Genomic DNA, 26,004 nt, shown 5'->3' with positions numbered 1-26,004 from the left:
ATTTTAGATTTTGGATTTTGGATTAAGGGGTTTTGGGTTTTAGATTTTGATTTTGGGATTAGGTTTTGAGTCCTAAGCGATCGCAAAAATACTGTTTATATAAGTCACATAATGGCATTACCTCATTACCGTAAAATTTGACTACCCCCATACTGCGGAGTTTAAACGCCTCCGTTGTACCAATGTTGACATAATCATCTGCGGCAAACACTTGTTTAGCTGCTTGGAGTAATTGTTCATCTTCTTGTAAATTTAGTAGATGACGACGCAGGTGGTCGCTGTATGGTCCTTCTTCAGTGGGCGCTACTTGCTGAAGCTTTTCTAAAGTCATTCTGTCACGAGCAATTTGATACAATGCAACACGTACTAAGTAGGGATGACCTCCCACAAGTCGCATCAGTTGAGTGATTTCTTGTGCAGTCCAATTCAGCCCGTGACGATTTATCAAATCTTTCACTTGTTCCTGTGTTAAAGCTGGTAGTTCTATGGGCAATCCTACATTGAAAGGTGATTGATTGATATTGAGTGGGATGTAAACTTCCTTTGAATGTACAATAATTAACCGCAGTTGTTTCCAAGCAGGCTCGTTTTTTGAGCGCTCATGCCAAGAACGCAGTAACCCAAAAAAATCTGCTGCAATCTGTGGATGTTTAAATACTTCATCGACTTCATCTAATCCCAAGACAATAGGGTTATTTAATGCAGATAACAAATATCCTTGGAAGTATTTAGTACATTTGTTTTTAGTGCCTAAAACGCCCTTCCAATAATCTTCAAGTTTGTCTGGTAAATTTAAGCGATCGCTGATACTGGCACAAAACCATCGTAAGAATTGGTCTGTATCGCCAAGAAACTCTGTATCTGCTTCTTGGAAATTTAAAGATGCTGCTTGATAGCCTTGCTCTGTTGCGTGGTGTAAAATTCGTGTCATTAAGGAAGATTTACCCATTTGCCTTGGTGCTTTAACGCGAATCAATGCACCTGGTCTGAGAATTGTTTCGTAACAGTCGGCTTCAATGGGTGGACGTTCAACGTAAAAGGCAGATTCTAGGGGAACTTGACCTTGTGGTTCTTCTAAAGATAGGGCTGGAGTGACTTTTGTAGATGACTGCTGAGATTCATGGGTGTCTGTTGTGTGTTGTGATAAGTTATTTTGAGGAACTTTCTTTTTGCTTGTGGATGAAGCCCTGGTTTTCTTCCGAGTTTTTAAAACAGGGGTTGATGATTCTGAAATTCCTTCCAAATCGATGGAGGTACAGCCAAACTCGTAAGCATCTTCTATGGTTCTACCTGCACCCAGAGCATCATAAAACCCGATGGCAAATTCAATTGCTGCTCTATCTCCTAGCGCTTGAGTCATACCTACTACATAGTCTACGTGTTGATAAATCGCCTTGGCTTGCAGTTCGGAATAGCAGGCGTTCAGCAACACACACTCAATTTTTCCTTTAAACAACTTAAACAATCGTGCTAGTGCATCGGTGCTGACTAGTTGCGTTTCTCCTAAGTTATTCTCAAGGGCTAAGCCATCTGTTCCCGTACCATGACCGGAAAAATGAACGATTTGTGGTTCGTGGTCTAGTAATGCACGCCGCAAGTCATCTGGGCGAATTGCCCATTTACAGATAATTTCAAATTGCTCGCGTCTCTTGGCTCTTTCTAGCCCTGCTTGAATTTCCCGCACTTCCTCATCTAAGCGCAGCTTGGATGTGTCTGTTGGATTGGCTGATAAAATCAGGATTTTTTTCACATTGCTGGGTGGGGGACTGGGAATTAGATAACAATAATATTATGCCTGTCTTATTTTGTACCTAGCTTCTAGTTCAGTTTTTATCGCAATTTTCACCTTTGTGAGGTATGGGAAGAAATAATTAACCGCAGATGAACGCGGATGGACGCTGATAAATTTATACCTTGGCAGGGGAGGAAACTCTATAAAGATTATGTTTGTCGCTATTTTGGTAACAGCGCTCAGTTTTGGTTGAATTTACAAACGCAATACGATCTACGCCAAGCTCTTGAAGAAAATGTAGAATTTTAAATCTTGTAGGGTGCGTCATTGCGCTCGCATCTCTACTCTTCTCTCTGTGCTCTCTGCGCCTCTGCGGTTAAAAAGTAATTTATTTAACCGCAGAGGCACAGAGTACGCAGAGGAAAGAGGAAGTGTTAGTGTGTTTGTTACTGAGCAGGTTTCGCTACATCCCCAATTTTAAATCCTCGACCTGCAATAATTTTAGCCACACTTGATTGAGCATCAACTTCTGTAATTTCGATAGTACCAATCGATTGAGTGACTTGACGGATAACCTTACCTGTTGTGGGGTCTTTTACTTCTTTGGTAATTCGTTCAATAGATAGCTTCATTCCTGCTTGAAAACCATCTGATGTACCTTTGTTAAGGATAACTGTGTTAACAGAAACATCAGCAACTAAAGCATTAATTGATGGTATGGATTTTGGTGAAGCTGCTAATTTTGTGGAACTTGCGTTAATTTTTTCGACTACCTGGTTAATTGCATCTACAGTTGCAGTTGTCAATAATTTTGCTTCCTTACGGGAACTTGTATCTACAGCATATCCACGTATATTAATTGAACCATCTCCTCGGTTAGATTTACCATTTCCTTCGGCAGTCATCAAAATTTCGCCAGTCGTGGTATTTACTAATCGAATATTTAATTTTACATTAGCTGTTGCTTTTCCACCACCAACTCTACCAACTAAAGGTACGCGGACACCAGCGCCTTCTTGCTCAAGATTAAAGCCTGTAATTGAACCAATGACTACTGTATCTACACCTAATATTTTCCCAATTTGAGCGGCAGTTGTAGCATCAACTCTACCAGATGCGCCAAAATTTTGTTCTCTGAGAATCTCTTCAATTTTGCTACGCTCAACGACAGTGAAATTACCACCTTCTACTAATTTATTAATTAAGATATCACTGACTCCTCTAGCATTGCTGTCTAACCACCATCTCCATTCATCAGCTACACTGCTGTATTCAAAATCAAGTACAGCAATGCGAGGTTTTGCTTTAACGTTAGACTTGAGATGAACTACAGAATTATTGGGCGAATTGAAAAAGAGCGCTTTTTCTTTTGCTCCTGCTTGGGGAATATTTCCTAAGTTAAGACTAACTAGTAAAGTTGACGCAAGCAGAGGTAAAGCGACTCGATTTTGCCGATAACGAATATTAACTGATTTACGTAAAAAAAGATACATTATTTTGCCGTAAGTATTGAAGTTATTCATTATATAGAGATTGAAAAACAGCTTTCAGCTTTGTACTTATACTGTTGCGATCGCTACTTTTACGCAGCAATCAGAAAGTTTTTTACAAATTTTTATAAAAATTTTAGTGAAACACACGGCTATTAGTGAGGACATAACTCACGACGTTTATCGGGGCGGCTTACCAAGTAACCCTTGAGCCAATTGCAACCCTTTGCTAGTAAAGTGTCTGGATTCATACTCCACACAATAATTGCTTTGTCGCTACTAGCAGAAGCAAGGCTTTGTCCATCTGGACTGAAACTGACACTGTTAACCCAATCATTATGACCACTGAGAGTGGCAATTTCTTGATTTGTAGTAAGGTTCCACAGTTTGATAGTTCTGTCATCACTGGTGGAAGCTAAAGTTTTGCCATCCGGACTGAAACTCATGCTCCTGACCGAAGCACTATGACCACTGAGAGTGGCGATTTCTTTGTTAATGTTGAGATTCCAGAGTTTGATAGTCTTGTCAGAACTGCTGGAAGCTAAAGTTCTGCCATCTGCACTGAAACTCACATTTAAGACTTCATCGTTATGTTGTTTAAGTGTGATAAATTCTTGATCTGTACCGAATATCCATATTTTGATGCTTCTGTCAACACTTGCGGAAGCTAAAGTTTTACCATCTGGGCTGAAACTCACACTTAAGACCTCAGCATCATGTCCACGGAGGGTAGAGATTTCTTGATTTGTAGCCCGGTTCCACAGTTTGATAGTTTTGTCAGCACTAGCGGAAGCTAAAGTTTTCCCATCTGGACTGAAACTCACGCTTCTAACAGAATCACTATGTCCACGGAGGGTAAAGATTTCTTGATTTGTAGTAAGGTTCCACAGTTTGATAGTTTTGTCAGCACTGGCGGAAGCTAAAGTTTTCCCATCTGGACTGAAACTGATACTCCAGACCCAATTGCCATGACCAGCAAGGGTAGAGATTTCTTTATTTGTAGTCAAATTCCATAGTTTGATAGTTTTGTCAGCACTGGCGGAAGCTAAAGTTCTGCCATCTGGGCTAATACTAACACTCAACACCTCTTGAATATGTCCACTGAGGGTAATGATTTCTTGGTTGTTTGTATCTAGATTCCACAGTTTAATAGTTTTGTCATCACTGGCAGATGCTAAAGTTTTACCATCTGGGCTGAAACTGACGCTTCTCACCCATTCTTTATGTCCATTGAAGGTAGTGATTGGTTCATGTGTAGTAAGGCTCCACAGTTTGACAGTTCTGTCAGCACTGGCGGAAGCTAAAGTTTTGCCATCTGGACTGAAACTCACACTTTTGACAAAATCACTGTGTCCACGAAGGATAGCGATCGCTTTGTTTGTAGTCAAATTCCACAGTTTAATAGTTTTGTCATCACTAGCGGAAGCTAAAGTTTTACCATCCGGACTGAAACTGATACTCCTAACTTCCCCTGTATGACTACTGAGGGTAGCGATCGCTTTGTTTGTAATCAAATTCCAGAGTTTGATAGTTTTGTCAGCACTCGCAGAAGCTAAAGTGTTGCCATCCGGACTAAAAGTAATACTTTTGACAGAATTACTATGACCAGTAAGGGTAGCGATCTCTTGGTTTGTAGCCAGATCCCATAATTTGATGGTTTTGTCAGCACTCGCAGAAGCTAAAGTTTTACCATCCGGACTGAAACTGATACTCCTAACCTCTGTAGTATGTCTACGGAGGGTGGTGATTTCTTGGTTTGTAGTCAAATTCCACAGTTTAATAGTTTTGTCATCACTCGCAGACGCTAAAGTTTTGCCATCTGGGCTGAAACTGATACTCCTGACTCTTTCAGTATGCCCTCTGAGGGTTGTAATTTCTTTACCTGTAGTAGATTCCCATAGTTTGATGGTTTTGTCATCACTAGCAGACGCTAAAGTTTTACCATCCAGACTAAAACTGACACACCTGATCCATCCGCTATGACCTTCAAACCGATTTCGTTCTCGCATCTTGAGTAGAATACTTTGTAAACTAAATAAAGGAATAGAAGTGGGATATTCTGCTAAAAACACTTTATTCTCTTTTTTAACTAAACTGTTCAACTTTTGAGTAGTCTGCATTGCTAACAACAAAGCATCGATTTCTCTCGATTCAGAAAACTGTCTTAATGCATTAGTTCCTTCACGTTCTAATTGAGTAATATTTTGTGCTTGCTGCAATTGATATCGAGCAAACCATAAAGAGCCGGCTACTCCTACTATAGTTAATCCCAGTACTATCGAACCAATCCGAATTCGTTGATATGCTTTGCGGTTAGCTTCTGCTAAAACTTTTTTTGCCTGTGCTTCTACTTCCAAGCGCTTCTGCACATCTCGCTGTTCTAACTCCTGACTCGCAGCTAAAAATTGATAATCTACATCACTCAAGCTTTTACCAGTTGCCCATTTTTGGGCATCTCGCAGAGTTTGTCCCCGCAAGAGGCGCGATTCATTTTGCTTTTCGGATGCAACCCAGGCGTTGAGGGCTTCAGCATAGGGGCGCAGTTTTTCTAATTGCTGTTCGCTCCATTCTTGGTTAAACACCTGTTGATAAATGCGGTTATAAATTCGCAGTTTTCCATCACGTTTCACCACCAATCCTGTTAACCGCAGTTCTGTTTGTTCTGGGCTATCATCGGCTACGACTTCTTGATGCTGTAAAATTTGTTGACACAGCCCTAGCAATCTTCCACTGCGTTTTTCTCCAGCCCGCAGCAAGCGATCGCGAATTGTTTTCAGGTGTTCCGGTTCATCCTGTGCTTCCCAATTCTCAATGATGTGCTTTCGTACAAGTTGTTCTATGTATTGGGGGAGTAGGGAGTGGGGAGTAGGGAGTAGGGAGTGAGGGACAGATTGCACTACCAGTCTACAAACCTTTTGGGTGAGGAAGGGCTGTCCGCCTGTCCAATCGAGTATTGACTGCATCAACGCTTGAGGATCGCCTACTGTAGCTAGTCTTCGTGCTAGGGGTTCTGCTTCTTGTGGTTGAAATCCCGTTAAATCAATTGCTCGTCCGATGTTGAAGGGAGTTCGCTGTCTATCTTTTATCAAATCTCTTGGTGTTGTCACACCTAAGATTGCAAACGTAAGGCGGCGATAGTCATGTTGGTCTGCTCGTCGATTGTAACATTCACGAATGATGGCAAAGAAGTCATCGGTATTAAACTCTAAACTCAGGATACTGTCAATTTCATCAATAAATATAACAATACTTGTATCAATCGATTCTAATAATATTTCTTGAAGAAACTTACTGAAGCGTTGCGGTAGGGGGAGTAAGTGATAACTCTCCCACCAATCATCTATATCAAATTCGGATAAATAAAAACTGCTCGCAATACTATCAATCACTCCTGCATACCATTGCTCTGGTGTTGCATCCACAACACTCATATCAATAGCAGCACAGGCAATACCTTCTTTTTGCAATCGATCCATCACCCGGACTCGCAAGCTGGATTTGCCCATTTGTCGCGAGTTGAGTACGTAACAAAACTCTCCCGCCTTTAAACTTTCGTAAATCTCTCGATCTGCTTGGCGAGTCACATAGGTGGATGCGTCTTGAGGAAGGCTTCCTCCCACTTGATACTGGTATTGTGTCATACCAATTTTGGATTTTAGATTTTGGATTTTGGATTAAGGGATTTTGGGATTAGGTTTTGAGTCCTAAGCGATCGCAAAAATACTGTTTATATAAGTCACATAATGGCATCACCTCATTACCGTGAAATTTGACTACCCCACCAACTAAAGCTTGCGGTGGGCTTTAGCCCTACCTACGGTACTTAAAGTTTTTCATAAATCATTTAGGATTCCTATATATTTATTAACTATTACAATAGGTAGAGTTAATGTTGTTTAAATTTGACTGGCATAAAAAGTATCACTGTCTGAAGGGAGATACACCCTTTCGTCCTGTTAACAGTAGGCGCTTTTGTGCATAAATTCTAAATCTTAGGCTTGATGTTCAGATTTAGAACCCTGTATCGCCTTCATAACATGAATACTTTTTGCTGGTTGTCATCTTGTTCATCATAGCGTTATCATCCTTACAGTAATGTGAAGTTCTGTCATGTAAACGGGTAAAACCCACAATGGTCAGAGCCATATTGACTATTGTAGAGTTTTGCCCCTTTACTGTCTCTTTTCAGTAGAATTTTGAGGTATCAGGAAGACATATATGAAGAGAATTCAGTACTGCAAGGGATACGATAATTGAGGTGTCAGAACCCCGGTTTCTTAAAGAAACCGGGGTTCTAATTTCCGCTTAGGAGAGTAGTATTGGAATAATAGATATTTTTATTGCTTATTTTTTATGCAATAAATACTTTTAAAAAGTCTTCCATCTTTTGTGCCATCTATCACATAAATCTGTTAAAGCTCTAAATATTCTTTCGTTTTTCCTTTCCCGACGTCTTTGTGCTATATGAACTCCAAATATTTCACAGTATTCAATCACTATAAATCTGTAAAAATCATATAATATTTCTTCTTTAATAATTCCTTTTTCAATACAAAGAGCCATTTCTTCTAAAAAATTTAATACATTGGTAATATCTTGTCTCTTGTCTGGATGAGTTTCTAAGTATTCAAGTAAAAGTTTTTCTCTTTGATTATCTGGCTGTTCTTTAATTAAATTAATGATGTCAGTTGTTGTTTTTCTCACAGGTAAGTATTGCACATCATTCCAACGACTGATGTATACTGATGTGCTTTCTATTTTCTGAGATTCCTTACTTTGCTCTATGCTTTTAAAAGCATAAAATGCGCTAGTCACTCCTGCGCTTGCGGTAAGTGCAGTGACAAAAAAATTGAGAGTTTCCTTATAGTGACCATTTTTATCTATTTGCTTGGCAAAATAGAACAAAAATGTTAGTAACCCCGCAAGAATTGCTGATAAAAATCCTACTCTGATAGGAATACTGATATTGAATTGACCGATTTTATCAGAATCACTTTGATGCTTCATCTTTATATTAAATGACAACATTTCTGCAAAGTATAATTGCAGCAGAATGATAACCCAATCATGATTATAATTGTTATCAAATTTTATAGGTATTCAGGCTAGTGAGATTAAACACCCTATACATACATCATTTTACTGATGATGACTGAGTTTACAAACTCACATATTAACTGCTTGCGTCTCAGATAAAAACCTACGTACTTAAAGACAAGCTTTGTTCATACTTAGTCTGCTCACTTCTCAATATCTATTTGTAACTAATCTTTACAATTACAGATATTTGTTGATGCCCTGATGAGTGAGAGTGTAATAAACAGTATTAGTTGTAATTGTAGCTAAGATTATACAAACGTTTTACTTGGAAGGCAAGTGATTTCAATCACATAATTCTCTAGATTTAAGGATAGTGCAAGAAGACAGCAAATAAGACACTATGCAGGCTGTGTAATTAGTCCTTGCTTTGCGGACTTCGTTTGTATAGCCGCGAATTCTATTCGCTAAGTATTTTTACAAAATTGAGATGCTCCTATTATTTCTGTTGTTGCTGTTGTATGCGAGTCTGTGTCCAAAAGCATTTTTTCACTTTTCAAAACTGGTTAATTAGGATAAAATCTCAATAGTAATAGACAGCGATCGAGGTAAAACCAAAATCTAGTAAGAGTTGGAAGCCTTTGCTAAATCTAAATTCTCTAAGAAAGGATGCTATTTGATAAGAGCTTTCCACAAGCAGTGGTTCTAACTTGTCATGCACGGAAGAAACGCTCTTTCCCCCACTCCCCACTCCCCTGTTTTTTAAGAGGATACAAAAATTTACGAGGATTAAAAAAATATGAACGGCATTTTTATAGGGAAAAAAATGATAGGTTAGATACAGAATTGAATTTCGCAAATCTCTGGAGTAAACACATCCACGTTGCTCCAGATTTCCAAGCTCTGAATCTACCCTTTGGCGATGCTCCTAGTGCGATAAGCCGGGTACGGCTTTTGCTTTCGCGGTACGGCTTTAGCCGTTAGCGCTTACGCGATCGCATCAGCCTTTGAGTACAAGATAAAGTAGCTCTAAAAAAGTTATAATTTCCCTGAAAGGTTTGCTGGGAATGGACTTTGGGTGAGTACAGAAATACTTGTCCCCATTTCCATAAATACTAGAACCCCTACACCAAAATTCTAGTACCCCTACTCGAAAAAAATTTTGTTGAACCCCGAAATGCTGTGTTGATCTGGGTTTCCAGTTTTGAGTACAAAACCAATCAATCCAATAAATTCTATCCGAGGTACACTCACTCCCCTCTTGAGAACGACTGATATAAATCAAGTATCGCCAACACTTAATGCGCTAACAACAGCGTATCAGAGTGAGTGGAGGGATGAGATAGCACCATGCCCCTGTGAACCGAAGTCGCGGATTGACCCGCAATTTACCCAAGTCTCAGAGCTTCTGACATACACCAGCTAAGAAACAAGGGTTTGTGGCGCAAGTCCAATACGCGGCTTCCATTCCTTAACACATAGGTTGTGACAACATCTGCCACAGGCAACACTGTTAAAAGTTAAAAATGAAAAGTAAAAAGGCTGCCTTTTGACTTTTGACTTTTGACTTTTGACTCCTGACTTTACGTGAAAGATTGCGAAATTCAATGACACAGTCAACAGGACTCGTTACCCCCATTACACAGCAGCAATCTAAATCCAGTAGTTGTAGTAGTGGATGCGGTAGTACCAGCGCAACTCCGGAAATAGATGAAAAGCTCAAACAACGGATCGAAACCCATCCTTGTTACAGCGAGGAAGCTCATCACCATTATGCAAGAATGCACGTTGCAGTTGCTCCAGGTTGCAACATTCAGTGCAACTACTGCAATCGCAAATATGATTGTGCAAACGAAAGCCGCCCCGGTGTTGTGAGCGAACTACTCACCCCAGAGGAAGCAGCACACAAAGTTCTGGTCATTGCAGGTAAGATTCCTCAATTGACCGTGCTGGGAATTGCAGGTCCTGGCGATCCACTTGCAAATCCAGAAAAAACGTTCCGTACCTTTGAGTTGATTGCAGAGAAAGCACCAGAAATTAAGCTTTGTCTGTCAACCAATGGTTTGATGCTTCCTGAATATATTGACCGTATCAAACAATTAAATGTAGACCACGTTACTATCACCATTAATATGGTGGACCCTGAAATTGGAGCAAAAATTTATCCTTGGGTTCACTACAAGCGTAAGCGTTATAGAGGCATCGAAGGGGTCAAAATTTTACACGAAAAGCAGATGGAAGGTCTGCAAGCCCTCAAAGAAGCTGATATTTTGTGTAAAGTTAACTCGGTGATGATTCCGGGTATTAATGATGAGCACCTATTAGAAGTTAATAAAGTTATTCGTGAAAAAGGTGCATTTCTGCACAATATTATGCCGTTGATTTCTGCACCAGAACACGGCACTCACTTTGGTTTAACAGGTCAGCGCGGTCCTACACCCAAAGAATTAAAAGCAGTGCAAGATAATTGTGCTGGTAATATGAAAATGATGCGTCATTGCCGTCAGTGCCGTGCAGATGCAGTGGGTCTATTAGGTGAAGACCGCAGTCTGGAATTTACCAAGGATAAATTCATGGAGATGACTCCTGAATACGATCCACAAAAGCGCCAAGAAGTTCTTGCAGGTATTGACAAGTTTAAATCAAAACTGAAAGCAGCGAAAGCCAAGGTCGAGACAATCGATAGCGCTTCTTTGCCGCAAAACAATCCAAAAATCCTCGTGGCTGTTGCAACTAAGGGTGGTGGATTAGTTAACCAACACTTCGGTCATGCCAAAGAATTCCAGGTTTACGAAGTTGATGGTCATGCAGTTCGCTATGTAGGACATCGCAAAGTTGACCACTACTGCCAAGGCGGTTACGGAGAGAAAGCCACTCTGGAAAATATCATCCAATCCATCGCTGATTGCAAAGCAGTCATGGTTTCCAAAATTGGTGACGGTCCTAAAGAAAAGTTGCAAAACCTCGGAGTTCAAGTTTACGAAGCTTACGACTCCATTGAAGTCGCTGCTCTAGAGTTTTACAAACAATATTTGGAGGGAGTAGGGAGTAGGGAGTAGGGAGTAGGGGGTAGGGGTTAGGGATTAGGTAATTCCTAATCTCCAATACCCAATGCCCAATACCCAATGCCCAATGCTCAATGCCCCTATACGGAGAAAAGTTATGTCTTACAAGATAACCAGCAAGTGCATTTCCTGCAAACTGTGTATATCTGCGTGTCCCATGAATGCAATCAAGATAATTGATGGTCAGCACTGGATCGATCCCAATCTCTGCACTAATTGTGTTGATACTGCATATACTGTTCCTCAGTGTGTGGCAGGTTGTCCAACCTGTGATGGTTGTGTTAAAGAACCATTAGATTACTGGGAGTGCTGGTTTGCTACTTACAATAAACTCCTCGCAAAATTAACAAAAAAACAAGATTATTGGGAAAACTGGTTTGACTATTATTCACAACAGTTTTCCAGACAATTAGAAAAAAATGTTAGTTGTTAGTGGTTAGTGGTTAGTGGTTAATTGTTCAACTAACAACTAACAACTAACAACCAACAACTAACCATCAATAATTCCTTATCTTACAAAGTTGGAAGAAATGCTAAAAGATTGTATTTATCTGGATAATAATGCCACCACAAAAGTAGATCCAGAAGTTGTAGAGGCGATGTTGCCTTACTTGACTGATTATTACGGTAATCCTTCTAGTATGCACTCTTTTGGTGGGCAGGTTGGTAAAGCAGTTAAACAAGGACGCGAACAAGTTGCTGCTCTGTTAGGTGCTGATGAATCTGAGATTGTCTTTACCAGTGGCGGTACTGAGGGTGATAATGCTGCTATCCGTGCTGCATTGTTGGCGCAACCTGACAAGCGACACATTATCACAACGCAAGTAGAACATCCTGCAATACTGAATGTCTGCAAACAACTAGAATCTCAAGGTTACTCGGTTACTTATTTGTCAGTTAATCGTCAGGGACAGTTGGATTTAAATGAACTGGAAGCTTCGCTTACAGGAAACACTGCTCTCGTGACAATCATGTATGCTAATAATGAAACGGGCACGATTTTCCCAATTGAACAAATTGGGCTGCGGGCGAAGGAGTACGGTGCTCTGTTCCATGTGGATGCGGTGCAAGCTGTGGGCAAAATTCCCCTGAATATGAAGACTAGCACCATTGATATATTGACTATGTCGGGTCATAAAATTCACGCACCCAAGGGCATTGGCGCTTTGTATGTGCGTCGTGGAGTTAGATTCCGTCCCATGATTGTCGGTGGAGGACAGCAGCGCGGAAGACGGGGAGGAACGGAAAATGTTCCAGGAGTTGTTGCATTAGGCAAAGCAGCTGAACTAGAATTATTACATCTAGAAGAAGCAACAACTAGAGAAAAGCGGTTGCGCGATCGCCTCGAACAAACTCTTCTCGCTCAAATTCCAGATTGTGAAGTCAATGGCGATACGAGCCAAAGATTGCCAAACACAACCAATATTGGCTTCAAGTTTATCGAAGGTGAAGCGATTCTGCTCTCTCTAAACAAATACGGTATTTGTGCCTCATCTGGTTCTGCTTGTAGTTCTGGCTCTTTGGAACCCTCCCACGTTTTGCGAGCAATGGGTTTACCCTACACAATTTTGCACGGTTCCATTCGCTTTAGTCTTTGCCGCTACACCACAGAAGCTGAAATTGATGCAGTTCTGGCAGTAATGCCCGGTATTGTGGAACATCTGCGTACACTTTCGCCTTTCAAGAGTGACAATGCAAGTTGGCTGCAAGAACAAGAAAAAAGTTTGGCTCATCGCTAATTAATAGGGAGTAGGGAATAGGGAGTAGGGAGTAGGGGTAAGAAGAAAATTAACTCTCCTATTGAATACTTACCACTCCTTAATCCACAGAATCCAAAATCCAAAATCTAAAATCTAAAATCGGCTATGTGGGACTACACGGATAAAGTAATGGATCTCTTCTACAACCCTAAAAATCAAGGGATTTTAGAAGAAACTGGTGAGCCTGGTGTTAAAGTGACCGTTGGTGAAGTAGGCAGTATTGCTTGTGGAGATGCTCTCAGATTGCATCTAAAAATAGAGGAAGAAACCGAAAAAATTCTCGAAGCTCGTTATCAAACATTTGGTTGTACTAGTGCTATTGCTTCTTCTGAGGCTTTGGTTGACCTGGTTCAAGGAAAAACTTTAGACGAAGCACTTAACATTAGTAATAAAGAAATTGCTAGCTATCTTGGTGGATTGCCAGAAGCAAAAATGCATTGTTCGGTTATGGGACAAGAAGCGCTAGAAGCTGCTATCTATAATTATCGAGGTATCCCCCTCACAGCCCATGACGATGATGATGAAGGAACTCTAATTTGCACTTGCTTTGGCATCAGTGATACAAAAATTCGGCGGGTTATTGTAGAGAATAATTTAACAACAGCCGAACAGGTAACAAATTATGTAAAAGCTGGTGGCGGATGCGGATCTTGTTTGGCAGCGATTGATGATATAATTTCATTAGTACATAAGGAAACCGCATCCCCTGTAAATAATTTCCTACAACCAAGGACTGCAAGTCAGTTAGCCCAAAAGCCACTGACTTCGGTGCAAAAGATTGCACTCATTCAAAAAGTCCTGGATGAAGAAGTTCGACCCGTTTTGATCGCCGACGGGGGAGATGTAGAACTGTATGACGTAGAAGGCGATCGCGTGAAGGTTCTGCTTCAAGGTGCTTGCGGTTCGTGTTCTAGCAGTACGGCAACTTTAAAGATTGCGATTGAAGCTAGATTGCGTGATCGGGTTAGCAAAGATCTTGTAGTAGAGGCAGTTGACCCATTGATTTAGAACTCAGTAATTTGCATTCGCCTGAAACATCAAGTAGGAATCAATGCACGCAATCCTATTGAGTCCGTAAATGGTGAACAGTTACCTCTAAAGCGCTGCGATCCAAGAATCAGAAGAGTGTAAATTTCGGTATCCAACTCGCTTCAAAGGACAAGAATATGAGCGCATTATTCGACAAACTCGGTGGACAGCAAGGTGTTGAGAAGGTAGTTACTGAATTTTACAAGCGCGTCATGGCTGACAGCACCCTCAATCACTTCTTTGCTAACACAGACATGGCTAAGCAACACGCTCAACAAGTTGCTTACTTTGCTCAAATCTTTGACGGTCCTAAAGTCTACAACGGTCGTTCAATGGACCAAACCCACAAGGGTATGAATCTACAGTCCCAACACTTTGATGCTGTTTCAAAGCATCTTCGTGATTCATTAACTGCTTGTGGAGCTTCCGCAGAAGACACTAACGCTGCTCTCGATCGCGTCTCCAAGTTACAAGGCGCTATCTTGAACAAGTAATGTCTAACGCATTGATTTTTGACGCATAGTTATGTCAAGCCCTACTTGGTGTTTCAGGCGAATGCACATTATGGTGTATTTGTAAAGTACTTGAGTTTGAAAGAATTTAGAAAAGAAGTGAGGAATAGATGATGCTTTCAATGGTTTTAGTGGTAGGGCGATCGCCTCCGGTGACGTTCTATTCATAGGGAAACTAGGGACTGGCGATTGGGGACTAGGAATATACCCATTTCTCATCTTTGATTCCCAATCCCAAGTCCCTAATCCCCAATCCCTCAATCAAAACAGACCCACCCAACAACCAACCAATCAATCAATTGCAGGAGAAAACTCATCATGTCTGACGAAAAAATTAGACAAATAGCATTCTACGGAAAAGGCGGTATCGGTAAGTCTACAACTTCTCAAAATACCCTTGCCGCTATGGCAGAAATGGGTCAGCGCATTATGATTGTAGGTTGTGACCCCAAAGCTGACTCCTGTAGTTTTTACAAAAAAAACACATAATTGTGAATGCCCATGCTTCAGATCGCCCGACATCAATAACATTTATTTACAACAGTTTAGGACTTACGCACGCTCTACGAAATCTTGGCGCTCTTGGCGTCTTGGCGTCTTGGCGGTTCAATAAATTAGGGTTTCTGGCAATTTTTGCGTAAGTCCTGCAGTTTTAAGAAAAAACCCTCAAATCTTACCCGCTCTACTTATCAAGACTTGCCTGATGGATCGGCAGCGTGAATTAGTTCTGGCTCTTGTTCAACAGGTGGACGTTTGATAGACTGATTCATATCAGGGCGTCGATCGCGCTGAATAGGTTGAAGTTTCACAAAGCCACCAGTCTCGATTGACTTATACAGCGCTTGAATAATGCGAACATCAATCAAGCCTTCTTGACCTGATGGTTCCGGCTGTTTGTTCTGCAAAATGCAATTTGAAAAGTAAACAAACTCAGCCGCAAGCTGATCTCGTCCGGCAAATGATTGCTCCTGGGTTTTACCGTTAATCGTCAAATAATGCTTAATTTCACCGTCTCCAGCGTAAGCAGGATTGACTCGCAAATCGCCTTTCGTTCCCACCACTTGATAGGTAGAGACTTTTGCAGCACCAAAGCTCAATGTAAATGCTGCTAGTCGATCGTTGGAAAAGCGCAGAATTGCACTGGTCATTTCTGCCACTTCACGAAAGCGAGGTTGATTTTTGCTGGCACTAGTAGCAAAGACTTCAATCGGCTCATCTTGAAACAAATAACGAGCAGCGTTAATGCAGTAGATACCGATGTCATCTAGAGTACCACCACCCACTTCTTTCTCAACGCGGATGTTACCTTCCTCTACTTGTTGAGTAAACACAGAGTTGAAAATACGTGGTTCACCAATCTGCCCAGATTTTAGAATTTCCACTGCTTGCAAATTGGCTGCTTCTAAGTGCAATCGGTAGGCAATCATGAGTTTTACCTGATTGCGATCGCACGCTTCGATCATCTGTTGACATTCATCTTCAGTAACTGCCATCGGTTTTTCACACAGCACATGCACTTTGGCATTGGCTGCTCGTACCGTGTAGTCACAGTGCAAATGGTTGGGCAATGCAATATAAACGGCATCAATGAGACCGCTCCTCAAGCAATCATCATATTCAGCATAGGAAAAGGTGCGTTGCACACCACTGTATTGCTGGCTAATTTCCGCTAACTTCGTTGGATCGTCGGAAACCAACGCAACTAGTTCAGAATTTTCCGCATGAGCAAAAGCTGGCAAGGCAGTTGATTGAGCAAACCAACCGAGTCCAACAACGGCATAACGAATCTTACGTTGACCATTTGAGGCTTGAGTAGTAGTCATAGAATTAGCTCCAAAACTAAAGGGTTAACAGCGATGACGAATTTAACTGGATTGAACAGGAATCGGGCGATCGCACAGTGCTGAGGCAACCGCAACGAGATTGGCAGCAGCAACTTCTCCTGTTTTTTGTGACCAGTCGTGCTTGTAATCGGTTTGCAAATATGACTCTCCCGGACCTGGACCTTTGTTCCAATATGTCCACGCCTGTCCAGGAATCGTAAATCCGATATCTAACAGTGCGCCGGACATTTCATTAATCACGTGATGAGCACCGTCCTCATTACCCGTCACTACAAATCCAGCGACGCGGTTGTACGCCACCCATTGTCCCTGCTCATCTTTTTCAGACAGCATTGCGTCCATCCGTTCCAGCACTCGCTTTGCAACACTCGACATCTGCCCTAACCAAGTCGGACTTGCCATAATCAAGATCTCAGAAGCGACAATTTTCGCTCGAATGACTGACCACTCATCTCCGTCTCCTTCATCCGAAGAGACTCCTGGTTTGACGTTGTAATCTAGCACCCGGATCAGTTCCGTATCGACTCCGTATTTTTTTAACGCTGCTATCATGACTCGTGCCAGAGCTTCGGTATTGGATTCTTGTGGTGAGGGTTTTAGCGTACAGTTGAGGACTAATGCCTTCATAAAAATCCCCTTACTAATTGCCATTTAGTAACGTTTTTATGCATAGATTTGACCCTAAAATAAACAACATGAGCAAGACAAAAATGAGCATGACCACGGATTCAAACCTACTTTAACCAGCAAGATTATTTCTTTCCTCTTACTCATGAAAGATTCATTCTTAAATGCATGGCACATTTATTGTTACGCCAGAGTGTGATTAAAATTCAACAAATAGGGGTTATTCTAGCGAGCGATTTTAACGAACGATCGGTATCCGCCTCTATGAGGTGGAACGCAACGCTGTCGGGAGCGATCGTAAACTGCAGCTTTTTTGCTTCATCCCGATCGTGGAGCAGCATATACGCACAGGTAATCACCATCAGTTTCGTATTGTCTTTGATCGTGACAGCTTGTAGTGGGAATATCGAGCCAAGCCCCTCTTCCTCTGCCACGTCCCCAATTATAAAATCGTCAAGTGATAGCGTAATCCCAAAGCAAGTGCTCAAGATTTCGCATAATTTTTGGTGATCTTGCAATGCCTTTGTCTGGTGCGGTGCTAGCAAATCATCATTGGATACACCGTACAGCTGCCTCTTGCGTCTTGCCTCTTCAATTGATGATTTATACAGTAATTGAGTGAGACTGTATTTGCGCTATTTCCAAAACCCTTGCTAACCAATCCTCTGCTTGCTGGATGACTTTGAGCAAAACATCCCCACAGTTAATATTGAGGAGAGAATATATTGGCACAAACCCTGCTCGATGCTTTGGAACTGGAAGAACAAAAATTTCTTGCACGGTTGAGTGTGTTTCGTTTGCCCGTGAGAGAGGAGATTGTGCGGGCAATTTCTACCACCAACGAATTGACAGTCTTGGGCAAGTTCAGTAGCCTTAGCTTAGTTGAATCTGCCACCACTCACCTCAACCAGCCAGCTAATTACCAAGTGACAACAATTTTAGAACCGTTGTTAGAACCAGTGTTAACTGACGAAGAATGGCAATCAACGCGACAGCAAGCAGTGAGGAAAATCCATCAAGCTTGGTGGGAGGAGAATGAGCAATCAACTGTACAAAATCGAAAGCAGAAGACCCTATTGGAGTCTGTAGCATTGTGCGGAATGAGATTATTACTAGTTGGTGCAATTCCAACGGGAATTGATACAGTAACCGTTGCTGGCTGCGGAGTGTCAAATCCTATTGCTATCATGCAGCTAATGCAGTAGCGTAAGGACAAAGAGTGTGAACGGTGAAAGCGAGGATGTAGGCAAGACGATGAGCGTAGATAGAGAAAAGCGGTAGGAGGAACAATCACAATGGTTCAATCAGCCCCAAAACTTCTAACTGTTGATGAATTTATTAATCACTACGGTGACAGCGATCGCTATGAACTCATTGATGGAGAATTAATTGACATGGAACCGACTGGTCCACACGAGCAAGTGTTGGCTTTTATTGGGCGAAAATTGAATGTGGAAATTGATCGTCAGGATCTACCCTACTTTATTCCCCATCGATGTCTGTTTAAGCTGTTAGGCACAGAAACAGCTTTTCGTCCCGATGTGATTGTGTTAGATCGAACTCGCTTGAGCAATGAGCCATTATGGCAACAAGAACCCGTGATTACATCAGGCAACTCAGTTAAATTAATTGCTGAAATCGTCAGTACAAACTGGCAGAATGACTATGCTCGAAAGGTTGAAGATTACGCCCTGTTAGGTATTCCTGAATATTGGATTGTAGATTATTTGGGAATTGGTGGTAGAGAATACATTGGCAAGTCCAAACAACCAACTGTGACAATTTGTACATTAGTAGGAGATGAGTATCAAAAACAGTTGTTTCAAAACAACGATAAACTAATTTCCTCAATCTTTCCTAATTTGCAACTAACAGCACAACAAGTCTTTGCATCTGGGGACTCACGCCTGCATTAAAGGTTCTAACAATAACAGTAACAATCTGCTGGGTTCTTCATTGGATGATATTATCAGGGGTGGCCAAAGTGATGACGTTATTACCGGGTTACAGGGTAATGGTTATCTGGAAGGTGGGTTAGGAAAAGACCAGTTTATTTTTGGTATTGGCAAACCCTTTGATTCTGTGATTGGATTGGACACCATTCTTGATTTTAATGCCGCTGATGACAAAATTATTCTCGAAAAAACAACATTTTCTGCTTTAGGAACCCAGGTAAGTTTCGCTTCAGTGAATACCTTATAAGAAGCAGAAACCAGTTCTAGTTTGAGAGGATGTGCGATCGCTTCACTAGACGAATGATGATTATATAGCGATCGCGTTAATACACACAGTTGGCTTGCGATGAACAAACAATTCTTTAGTCTTTGCTATTCTCAAAGTAAGGTTCGGTGAAGTTTATGGCATAGGAAACTTAGTTAATAGGATAACATAAACAAACTACTACAATCCACCTGGGCTGTTCCAAGCAGAAACTAAAGACAAATATAAACGCTTCATGATTATGCAGCAAGAAACAGCAGCACAGATATTACTCCGCACTGCTCAAAGATGGTACACAATTCGCCACTTAGACTCAGCCACAAGAAAACGACTTATGGCGATGACGAAAGAAGAGTTTGAAGCCGAATTTGAGAAGTTAGCTAAACCAGTAGCTTGATTTCTAGTATCTTGCCATTGAAAATTTTTACGCAATCAACTAATTCTTTGTAGATTGGTTGTTTATCTACCCAAGATAATTCGTTCCAATAGCCAATGTTTTCAAAGCAGGTAGTTAGCGTTTTTACCAATTCAATGCTTACCTGCTTTGCTGTAACCTCTTTTTGCTTCAGTACTTGTATCTCTAGCAAAGTTTGTTCAATTGCATTTTGAATAATTGGATTTTGTGGCAATAGCTTCAGCGCTTTTAATTGCTCTTGCCTAGCGATCGTCTCTGGATTCTCCTCTTCCTTTGATGATAAATTTGCTACTGTATATTTTTTGATTTCTTCATACCTTGCCGCTAGTGTAGCGTCTACGGCTGAAATAATATCTGGCAGGTAGGTACTAATGTTGTTGCTACAGAAAGCATTTCCTAGATTATCATGTTTTTTACACCGAATTCTGTAAGTTTTCCATTTACGCTTCAAGCAATAACATTTATATCCGCAGTCATCACAAATAATTTGCCCTACCAAGGGTAGTGGCTCTTGATTACTATTTTTATTGTTGCCATAACTATACTTGTGTCGATTGTCTTCCAATTTTTTCTGTATAAATTTAAATTTATCGTTAGAAAGTAGCGGCTCATGAGTATCTTGATGTACCTCCCACTTTTCAGGGTTGCTGAGATTGCCTCGCATATTGTAAGCAGTATGTCCTCGTAACACTGGACTAGTTATCCAATACCTCAACCCCGCTGCTGTCCATGAAATTCCGTAAGTTTCTAGTACATATTGTGCGGTACTTCTTAATGTGGCGTTGCCAGATAAAAAATAGTTAACGATCTCAGATGCGATCGCCCAGTTAGTTTTACCAGACTCATGCAGCGTCATGTCTGGTGCATATTTTTCGTCAACCCGCTTATACCCAAAAGGGGGACGCGGGGCTGCTTTCTTTTGTTCGCGGAAATAGTTCAACCCGTGCCTAATTCGATCCGAAAGTAACCTCGATTCAAATTCTGCCAAACCTGCCATTTGATTAACACTGAACCACCCAAAAGGCGATGTTGGGTCAACTGGAGCATCCAAGACAACCAATTTAACTTTATACTCTTCAAGGGTTACAAGCGTTCGATGAATGGTAATTACGCTTCTTGCCAATCTGTCAATACGAGTGATAACAACCTCACTTATTTTTCCTTGCTTGCACATAGCAAGCATTTTGTTAAATTCCTTACGCTTGTCTGACCGTCCACTCTCAATATCTGAAAATATTAAAACAGCACCTGACTTCTCAACACGGGCTGTCTGTTGTTCCAGAGCATTTCCCTCATCCTGTTCTCTCGTACTAACTCGGACGTAACCTACTCGCATAAACGATCGTCAATAAACTGTTTTCTTTGTTAATCATACACCACCCGTTTGATGCTACACAGCAAAGCTCAAACCACCGTATTACACCTTGCTGCTGAGCGCGGCGCAGTAGAAGATTTAGAAATTGAAGAAGTAATGCTCACTGGCTTCCGTGGTGTTCGTTGCGTAGAATCTGGTGGTCCTGAGCCTGGAGTAGGTTGTGCTGGACGTGGTATTATCACTGCCATCAACTTCTTGGAAGAAAACGGTGCTTACCAAAACCTAGATTTCGTCTCCTACGACGTATTGGGTGACGTTGTCTGTGGTGGTTTCGCAATGCCCATTCGTGAAGGCAAAGCTCAAGAAATTTACATCGTTACCTCTGGTGAAATGATGGCGATGTACGCTGCTAACAACATCGCTCGTGGTATTCTCAAGTACGCTCACTCTGGTGGTGTACGTTTGGGTGGTCTGATTTGTAACAGCCGTAAAGTTGACCGGGAAATCGAACTCATCGAAACCTTGGCAGAACGTTTGAACACCCAAATGATTCACTTCGTACCTCGCGACAACATCGTTCAGCACGCTGAATTGCGCCGGATGACTGTTAACGAGTACGCACCCGACAGCAACCAAAGCAATGAATACCGCGCATTAGCTCAGAAGATCATTAAGAACGACAAACTAACAATCCCCACACCTTTGGAAATGGACGAGCTAGAAGCTCTACTCGTAGAGTTCGGTATCCTCGACGACGATACCAAGCACGCAAACATTGTTGGCAAGCCAGCTTCCGAAGTTCCTGCATAAGCGACTACAAAAGAAGTAGAGAATGCTTGCTCGGTGGGCATTTATTTGCCCACCCGATCCTTTCACACGACCCACTGAATACCGCGTCTTACCAGTTACTAAGCCACAGGGAACACCATGACATACACAGAAGACAAAAATAACGCAGAAAATAAGGTAGAAGAACATAAAGAGCTGATTAAAGAAGTTCTTTCTGCTTACCCAGAAAAATCTCGCAAAAAGCGCGAAAAGCACCTGAACGTTCACGAAGACGGTAAGTCTGATTGCGGTGTTAAGTCTAACATCAAATCAGTTCCTGGTGTAATGACTGCTCGTGGATGTGCTTATGCAGGTTCTAAAGGTGTGGTTTGGGGTCCTATTAAGGACATGATCCACATTAGCCACGGTCCAGTTGGTTGCGGTTACTGGTCTTGGTCTGGTCGTCGTAACTACTATATTGGTAAAACTGGTGTCGATTCCTTCGGTACCATGCACTTCACCTCCGACTTCCAAGAGCGTGACATCGTGTTCGGTGGTGACAAAAAGCTTACCAAAATCATTGAGGAAATTGAAGTACTCTTCCCCCTCAATCGTGGTATCTCGGTTCAGTCTGAATGTCCCATCGGTCTGATCGGAGATGACATCGAAGCTGTTTCTAAGAAAGCTGCTAAACAAATTAACAAGCCAGTCGTACCTGTTCGTTGCGAAGGTTTCCGGGGTGTTTCTCAATCTCTCGGACACCACATCGCTAACGATGCTCTCCGCGACCATATGTTCCCCAGATTCGATAAGGCTAAGAAAGAAAATACTCTGTCTATCGAACCCGGTCCTTATGATGTAGCACTTATCGGTGACTACAACATCGGTGGTGATGCTTGGGCTAGCCGCATGATCCTTGAAGAAATGGGTTTGCGCGTTGTTGCTCAGTGGTCTGGTGATGGTACTGTTAACGAGTTGGTTAACGGTCCTGCGTCCAAGTTAGTACTTATCCACTGCTACCGCTCGATGAACTACATCTGCCGTAGTTTGGAAGAAACATACGGTATGCCTTGGATGGAATTTAACTTCTTCGGTCCTAACAAGATTGCTGCATCTATACGCGAAATCGCAGCTCGCTTTGATGAGAAGATCCAAGAAAACGCTGAGAAAGTCATCGCTAAGTATACTCCGGTGATGAATGCCGTGCTCGATAAGTATCGTCCTCGCCTCGAAGGCAAGACAGTGATGCTTTACGTTGGTGGCTTGCGTCCCCGTCACGTTGTTCCCGCGTTTGAAGATCTTGGCATCAAAGTTGTCGGTACTGGCTACGAGTTCGCTCACAACGACGACTACAAGCGTACCACCGACTACATTGATGGCGCGACTATCATTTATGATGACGTAACAGCTTTCGAGTTTGAAGAGTTCGTCAAGCACATGAAGCCCGATTTAATTGCTTCTGGTATTAAAGAGAAGTACGTATTCCAGAAGATGGGTCTGCCTTTCCGTCAAATGCACTCCTGGGATTACTCCGATTTTGCGATCGCACCTCAAAGTCAGATGGGACAATATGTTTTGAAGGAAGAATAAAATTCAGCCTAACTTTAGCCTAAATTGAACTTTTTCAGTAGTTTGATGATAGTATTTTTTGGATAATCAGTCAGATAAAATGCTGCTTTCATCCACTTTCTAGGAGTCAATTAAATTTATATTAAAGAAAAACTGTAAAATTCAAAACTTTTTCAACTGCTACTTTATTAGACTAAACATGAATATTTTTAATTATATCATTGGCACATCAACAGACTTTCGTATCCAGTTAATTAGATGGAACAATAAATGTAGAGAATACATTAATACTTTTTATGGTGGAGACATACATAGAATATTTGGAACAAGATTTGGAGATTGTGTTGCCAAAGTGGAAGCACTAGCTTTTTCTGGAGTCAATAGTAGTAGTTATCGAGGAGTTACTGATAATTCAGGTATATTACAAGCTGCAGCGATCGTATCAATTGAACAAATCGAAATTGAAGCAGAATTAAAACAAGGTATTATAATTGAAAGCCTGACTAACGCTCCCTGGAATGTAATTGAACAACCAGGTCAAGATATCATCTACAAGCACAAAGGCGCTGCTACCTCGCTAATCGAAGGTATCATAGGAGAAAGTCAATCAAGAGGGTTTGGTGGTATTGTAAAAGTACTTACAATTGAAAGAGCCAAGGAGTTCTATCAAAATATTGGATTCAGAGAAACCGATTATTCAAGAGAGTTAATAGTAACCGAGTATACAGCCAATACAGTTTTGTCAGAAATAAAACAGCGCCGTCAACTACAACCACTTGATTAGCCAGAAACACCAATGACTCATTATCCCACTCCCGAACAACTCCAACGTTGGGCAAAACTAGATGAATTAGAAGCTACAGCTTTTGCTGGTCGAGAAATTTCCCAACAAGAATTTATTTCACTAGTACAGTCTGTACTAGATGGTAGCAATTTACTTAAGCATCTAGCAGAAATTAAAGAGCGCCGACAACAATTAATGAAGGAGGTAGCTGAACTTGAAGAGTATGAAAAATGGTTGGAAAACCATATTCAAGAAACTTTAGGAGAGGAGTAAGAATTTCCTAATAACAAGGCTGTAGCTCTTTTAGAAGGATTATTCAATAATTACGCGCCTATAATGAGAATAGGCAAAAATAGTTAGGGCAAAGTGAGGTGTTATGAATACGGAAGCACTTTTTTGGACTGTCGAGGAAGTTGCCCGCAGAGCCAGAGATTTTTACGAAAATGGCATCCGTTCCTCTGTCGAACATGGAGATAATATTGGCAAGATGATTGTCATCGATGCCGAAACCGGCGAATATGCGATCGATAAAATTGGTGTGGAGTCGGGATTAAAGTTGAAACAGAAAAACCCCAACGCCAGATTATTTACCATGCGAATCGGTTACGATGTCGCTGTCACCTTCGGTAATGCTCCTATGGTGCGTACAGTCGAATGATTTACGGCAGAACGAGAGAACGCAAAGCGATGGTAAGAAGCTAATAATTGTATAGGAGGCGACACTTAAACTTAATATTTTGCATTGCGTAAAGAAGTGATTCTAAATCAAGTGTTGGGTGCTCCTTGAAGCGTACTACAATCTGTTTTGATAACATTAAACAAAAAAAAGCCCTACAACAAGAGGTACGCGGTCAAAAATAGGTGCAGGTGCAGGGCTGAAATTGAATTTAGATTACGAGCTTTATCCCAGTTTTACTTAGTGACGATAAATTTTATACGACCATTAGGCATATATAATATGAAGCTTTTGTGTGATTATTAATACTCTAATTTTCTGAGAGGGTAGCTTACTTACAGCCCACGGACTAACTGTACTTAGGATTGGCGATCAACCAAAGGCTTAACGGATCAAACCGTATCGCAGAGCGTGGTGTTTTCGTTGCGCCAGAAAAAATGCTCTACTTTATACAGAGCGAGAATCAGAGAGTACAAATATCAATGGCAATAATGTTAATATCTAACTTAGAGATTAGTCCATTAGAGCGAAGTAGTTTTTTCCAGAATTAGTAATGTATTAATAATACTGACAACACCGCGTAAACCTCATGGTGCTTCTAGCATTTTTGGTTCTTCAGTACTTGTTATGCTAAAATAACAAGTACTGAAGAGGGAACAGGGAACAGGGAACAGGGAACAGTGAAGAAAGGAAAAAGGAAAAAGGAAAAAAGGGAAGAGAGCGTTATTCTAGCTTCTTAATGAGGGCAATAATCATTCGACTCTCTTCTCGTAGCAAAGAAATAATTGGTTCTATATCTTCTTGTTTAGATAGACCTACCCGATGCGATAGAATAACGTGTGTTTCTAATTCATTAACCGAGCCTTGAGCAATATTCAGAAATCTAATGTATTCAAGTGTCGATCTTCTTCCATATCCCTCGGCTATATTGGCTGGAATAGAGACAGCGGATTTCCTAATTTGTTGTACCATGCCATATAACTCGTCTTTGGGAAAAGGTTTAGTCAAAAAATAGCACTTTTCGGCTATATCCATACCTTTTTGCCAGATTTTTAAGTCTTTAAAATCATTAATCTCTGCCATGAAAACCCTCAAGATTATCAAAATTCATCAATGTTTAGTTAGCAATTGAAATGCCAAGTTAATAGGCACCGAGATGAT

The 26,004-nt window shown here is 41.3% G+C and carries 25 protein-coding genes and 2 pseudogenes; 17 read left to right on the top strand and 10 right to left on the bottom strand.

Going from position 1 to position 26,004, the window contains the following annotated elements; translation table 11 throughout:
- Positions 1-58: 58 nt before the first annotated feature.
- Positions 59-1,750, bottom strand: coding sequence for an AAA-like domain-containing protein (locus WA1_RS34845; protein ID WP_017743408.1), 1,692 nt, complete (start codon positions 1,748-1,750; stop codon positions 59-61).
- Positions 1,751-1,891: 141 nt separating this feature from the next.
- Between WA1_RS34845 and WA1_RS60590 the strand changes: the two genes are divergently transcribed.
- Positions 1,892-2,041, top strand: coding sequence for a helix-turn-helix transcriptional regulator (locus WA1_RS60590; protein ID WP_017743409.1), 150 nt, complete (start codon positions 1,892-1,894; stop codon positions 2,039-2,041).
- A gap of 137 nt (positions 2,042-2,178) precedes the next feature.
- On the opposite strand, the gene WA1_RS34840 is transcribed toward WA1_RS60590, so the two are convergent.
- From WA1_RS34840 to WA1_RS34830, 3 genes are all read right to left on the bottom strand, one after another.
- Positions 2,179-3,225, bottom strand: coding sequence for a CsgG/HfaB family protein (locus WA1_RS34840; RefSeq protein ID WP_017743410.1), 1,047 nt, complete (start codon positions 3,223-3,225; stop codon positions 2,179-2,181).
- A gap of 152 nt (positions 3,226-3,377) precedes the next feature.
- Complete coding sequence (locus tag WA1_RS34835; RefSeq protein ID WP_017743411.1) at positions 3,378-6,863, bottom strand: WD40 domain-containing protein; 3,486 nt, start codon at positions 6,861-6,863, stop codon at positions 3,378-3,380.
- A gap of 727 nt (positions 6,864-7,590) precedes the next feature.
- Positions 7,591-8,229: a DUF4760 domain-containing protein gene (locus tag WA1_RS34830; RefSeq protein ID WP_017743412.1), complete on the bottom strand. Its 639-nt coding sequence runs from the start codon at positions 8,227-8,229 to the stop codon at positions 7,591-7,593.
- Between the two features lie 699 nt (positions 8,230-8,928).
- Here WA1_RS34830 and WA1_RS55820 point away from each other — a divergent pair.
- The 6 genes from WA1_RS55820 to WA1_RS34805 all read left to right on the top strand — a co-directional run bounded on the left by WA1_RS55820 (position 8,929) and on the right by WA1_RS34805 (position 14,607).
- Positions 8,929-9,243 (top strand): hypothetical protein, encoded by a 315-nt coding sequence (locus WA1_RS55820; protein WP_148662830.1) that lies wholly within the window; start codon positions 8,929-8,931, stop codon positions 9,241-9,243.
- A gap of 623 nt (positions 9,244-9,866) precedes the next feature.
- Positions 9,867-11,318, top strand: a complete 1,452-nt coding sequence (nifB, locus tag WA1_RS34825; RefSeq protein WP_017743413.1) for a nitrogenase cofactor biosynthesis protein NifB — start codon at positions 9,867-9,869, stop codon at positions 11,316-11,318.
- Positions 11,319-11,421: 103 nt separating this feature from the next.
- Positions 11,422-11,757 (top strand): 4Fe-4S binding protein, encoded by a 336-nt coding sequence (locus WA1_RS34820; protein WP_026134648.1) that lies wholly within the window; start codon positions 11,422-11,424, stop codon positions 11,755-11,757.
- Positions 11,758-11,854: 97 nt separating this feature from the next.
- Positions 11,855-13,063 (top strand): cysteine desulfurase NifS, encoded by a 1,209-nt coding sequence (nifS, locus tag WA1_RS34815; RefSeq protein ID WP_017743415.1) that lies wholly within the window; start codon positions 11,855-11,857, stop codon positions 13,061-13,063.
- Between the two features lie 126 nt (positions 13,064-13,189).
- Complete coding sequence (gene nifU, locus WA1_RS34810; protein WP_017743416.1) at positions 13,190-14,092, top strand: Fe-S cluster assembly protein NifU; 903 nt, start codon at positions 13,190-13,192, stop codon at positions 14,090-14,092.
- Positions 14,093-14,250: 158 nt separating this feature from the next.
- On the top strand, positions 14,251-14,607 hold the full coding sequence (locus WA1_RS34805; RefSeq protein WP_017743417.1) for a group I truncated hemoglobin: 357 nt from the start codon (positions 14,251-14,253) through the stop codon (positions 14,605-14,607).
- Between the two features lie 3 nt (positions 14,608-14,610).
- On the opposite strand, the gene WA1_RS55815 is transcribed toward WA1_RS34805, so the two are convergent.
- On the bottom strand, positions 14,611-14,793 hold the full coding sequence (locus tag WA1_RS55815) for a hypothetical protein (protein WP_148662829.1): 183 nt from the start codon (positions 14,791-14,793) through the stop codon (positions 14,611-14,613).
- Positions 14,794-14,943: 150 nt separating this feature from the next.
- Between WA1_RS55815 and WA1_RS34800 the strand changes: the two are divergent.
- A pseudogene (locus tag WA1_RS34800) lies at positions 14,944-15,087 on the top strand (ArsA-related P-loop ATPase); the annotation flags it as partial.
- 227 nt (positions 15,088-15,314) lie between these two features.
- Here the strand turns inward: WA1_RS34800 and WA1_RS34795 are convergent.
- The 3 genes from WA1_RS34795 to WA1_RS57470 all read right to left on the bottom strand — a co-directional run bounded on the left by WA1_RS34795 (position 15,315) and on the right by WA1_RS57470 (position 17,530).
- Positions 15,315-16,448, bottom strand: coding sequence for a Gfo/Idh/MocA family protein (locus WA1_RS34795; protein ID WP_017743419.1), 1,134 nt, complete (start codon positions 16,446-16,448; stop codon positions 15,315-15,317).
- 42 nt (positions 16,449-16,490) lie between these two features.
- Positions 16,491-17,096 (bottom strand): flavodoxin family protein, encoded by a 606-nt coding sequence (locus WA1_RS34790; RefSeq protein WP_026134649.1) that lies wholly within the window; start codon positions 17,094-17,096, stop codon positions 16,491-16,493.
- 206 nt (positions 17,097-17,302) lie between these two features.
- Positions 17,303-17,530, bottom strand: a complete 228-nt coding sequence (locus tag WA1_RS57470; protein ID WP_158516728.1) for a hypothetical protein — start codon at positions 17,528-17,530, stop codon at positions 17,303-17,305.
- A gap of 291 nt (positions 17,531-17,821) precedes the next feature.
- On the opposite strand from WA1_RS57470, the gene WA1_RS34780 reads away from it, so the two are divergent.
- The 4 genes from WA1_RS34780 to WA1_RS57465 all read left to right on the top strand — a co-directional run bounded on the left by WA1_RS34780 (position 17,822) and on the right by WA1_RS57465 (position 19,713).
- Positions 17,822-18,301 (top strand): hypothetical protein, encoded by a 480-nt coding sequence (locus tag WA1_RS34780; RefSeq protein WP_017743422.1) that lies wholly within the window; start codon positions 17,822-17,824, stop codon positions 18,299-18,301.
- Positions 18,302-18,391: 90 nt separating this feature from the next.
- Positions 18,392-19,012 (top strand): Uma2 family endonuclease, encoded by a 621-nt coding sequence (locus tag WA1_RS34775; RefSeq protein WP_017743423.1) that lies wholly within the window; start codon positions 18,392-18,394, stop codon positions 19,010-19,012.
- Positions 18,984-19,298, top strand: coding sequence for a calcium-binding protein (locus WA1_RS34770; protein ID WP_272819301.1), 315 nt, complete (start codon positions 18,984-18,986; stop codon positions 19,296-19,298). Before WA1_RS34775 ends, WA1_RS34770 begins: the two co-directional genes overlap by 29 nt.
- 259 nt (positions 19,299-19,557) lie before the next feature.
- On the top strand, positions 19,558-19,713 hold the full coding sequence (locus tag WA1_RS57465) for a hypothetical protein (protein ID WP_158516727.1): 156 nt from the start codon (positions 19,558-19,560) through the stop codon (positions 19,711-19,713).
- Here the strand turns inward: WA1_RS57465 and xisF are convergent.
- Positions 19,697-21,067 (bottom strand): fdxN element excision recombinase XisF, encoded by a 1,371-nt coding sequence (gene xisF, locus WA1_RS34765; protein WP_017743426.1) that lies wholly within the window; start codon positions 21,065-21,067, stop codon positions 19,697-19,699. The two genes, WA1_RS57465 and xisF, sit on opposite strands and share 17 nt — an antisense overlap.
- A gap of 39 nt (positions 21,068-21,106) precedes the next feature.
- On the opposite strand from xisF, the pseudogene nifH reads away from it, so the two are divergent.
- From nifH to WA1_RS34740, 5 genes and pseudogenes are all read left to right on the top strand, one after another.
- Positions 21,107-21,856, top strand: a pseudogene (gene nifH / locus WA1_RS34760) (nitrogenase reductase); the annotation flags it as partial.
- Between the two features lie 117 nt (positions 21,857-21,973).
- Entirely contained in the window at positions 21,974-23,404 is a 1,431-nt protein-coding gene (gene nifD / locus WA1_RS34755) for a nitrogenase molybdenum-iron protein alpha chain (protein WP_017743428.1), read from the top strand.
- Between the two features lie 178 nt (positions 23,405-23,582).
- Entirely contained in the window at positions 23,583-24,167 is a 585-nt protein-coding gene (locus WA1_RS34750) for a hypothetical protein (protein WP_017743429.1), read from the top strand.
- Positions 24,168-24,179: 12 nt separating this feature from the next.
- Complete coding sequence (locus tag WA1_RS34745) at positions 24,180-24,440, top strand: hypothetical protein (protein WP_017743430.1); 261 nt, start codon at positions 24,180-24,182, stop codon at positions 24,438-24,440.
- 103 nt (positions 24,441-24,543) lie between these two features.
- Positions 24,544-24,825 carry a hypothetical protein gene (locus tag WA1_RS34740; RefSeq protein WP_017743431.1) on the top strand — a complete coding sequence of 94 codons (282 nt, stop codon included), beginning with the start codon at positions 24,544-24,546 and terminating at the stop codon, positions 24,823-24,825.
- 741 nt (positions 24,826-25,566) lie between these two features.
- On the opposite strand, the gene WA1_RS34735 is transcribed toward WA1_RS34740, so the two are convergent.
- Entirely contained in the window at positions 25,567-25,926 is a 360-nt protein-coding gene (locus WA1_RS34735; protein WP_017750197.1) for a four helix bundle protein, read from the bottom strand.
- Between the last annotated feature and the right edge of the window lie 78 nt (positions 25,927-26,004).

Source organism: Scytonema hofmannii PCC 7110 (assembly GCF_000346485.2).
Classification (GTDB): Bacteria; Cyanobacteriota; Cyanobacteriia; order Cyanobacteriales; family Nostocaceae; genus Scytonema; species Scytonema hofmannii.
This window is presented reverse-complemented; position numbering and strand designations above follow the sequence as displayed.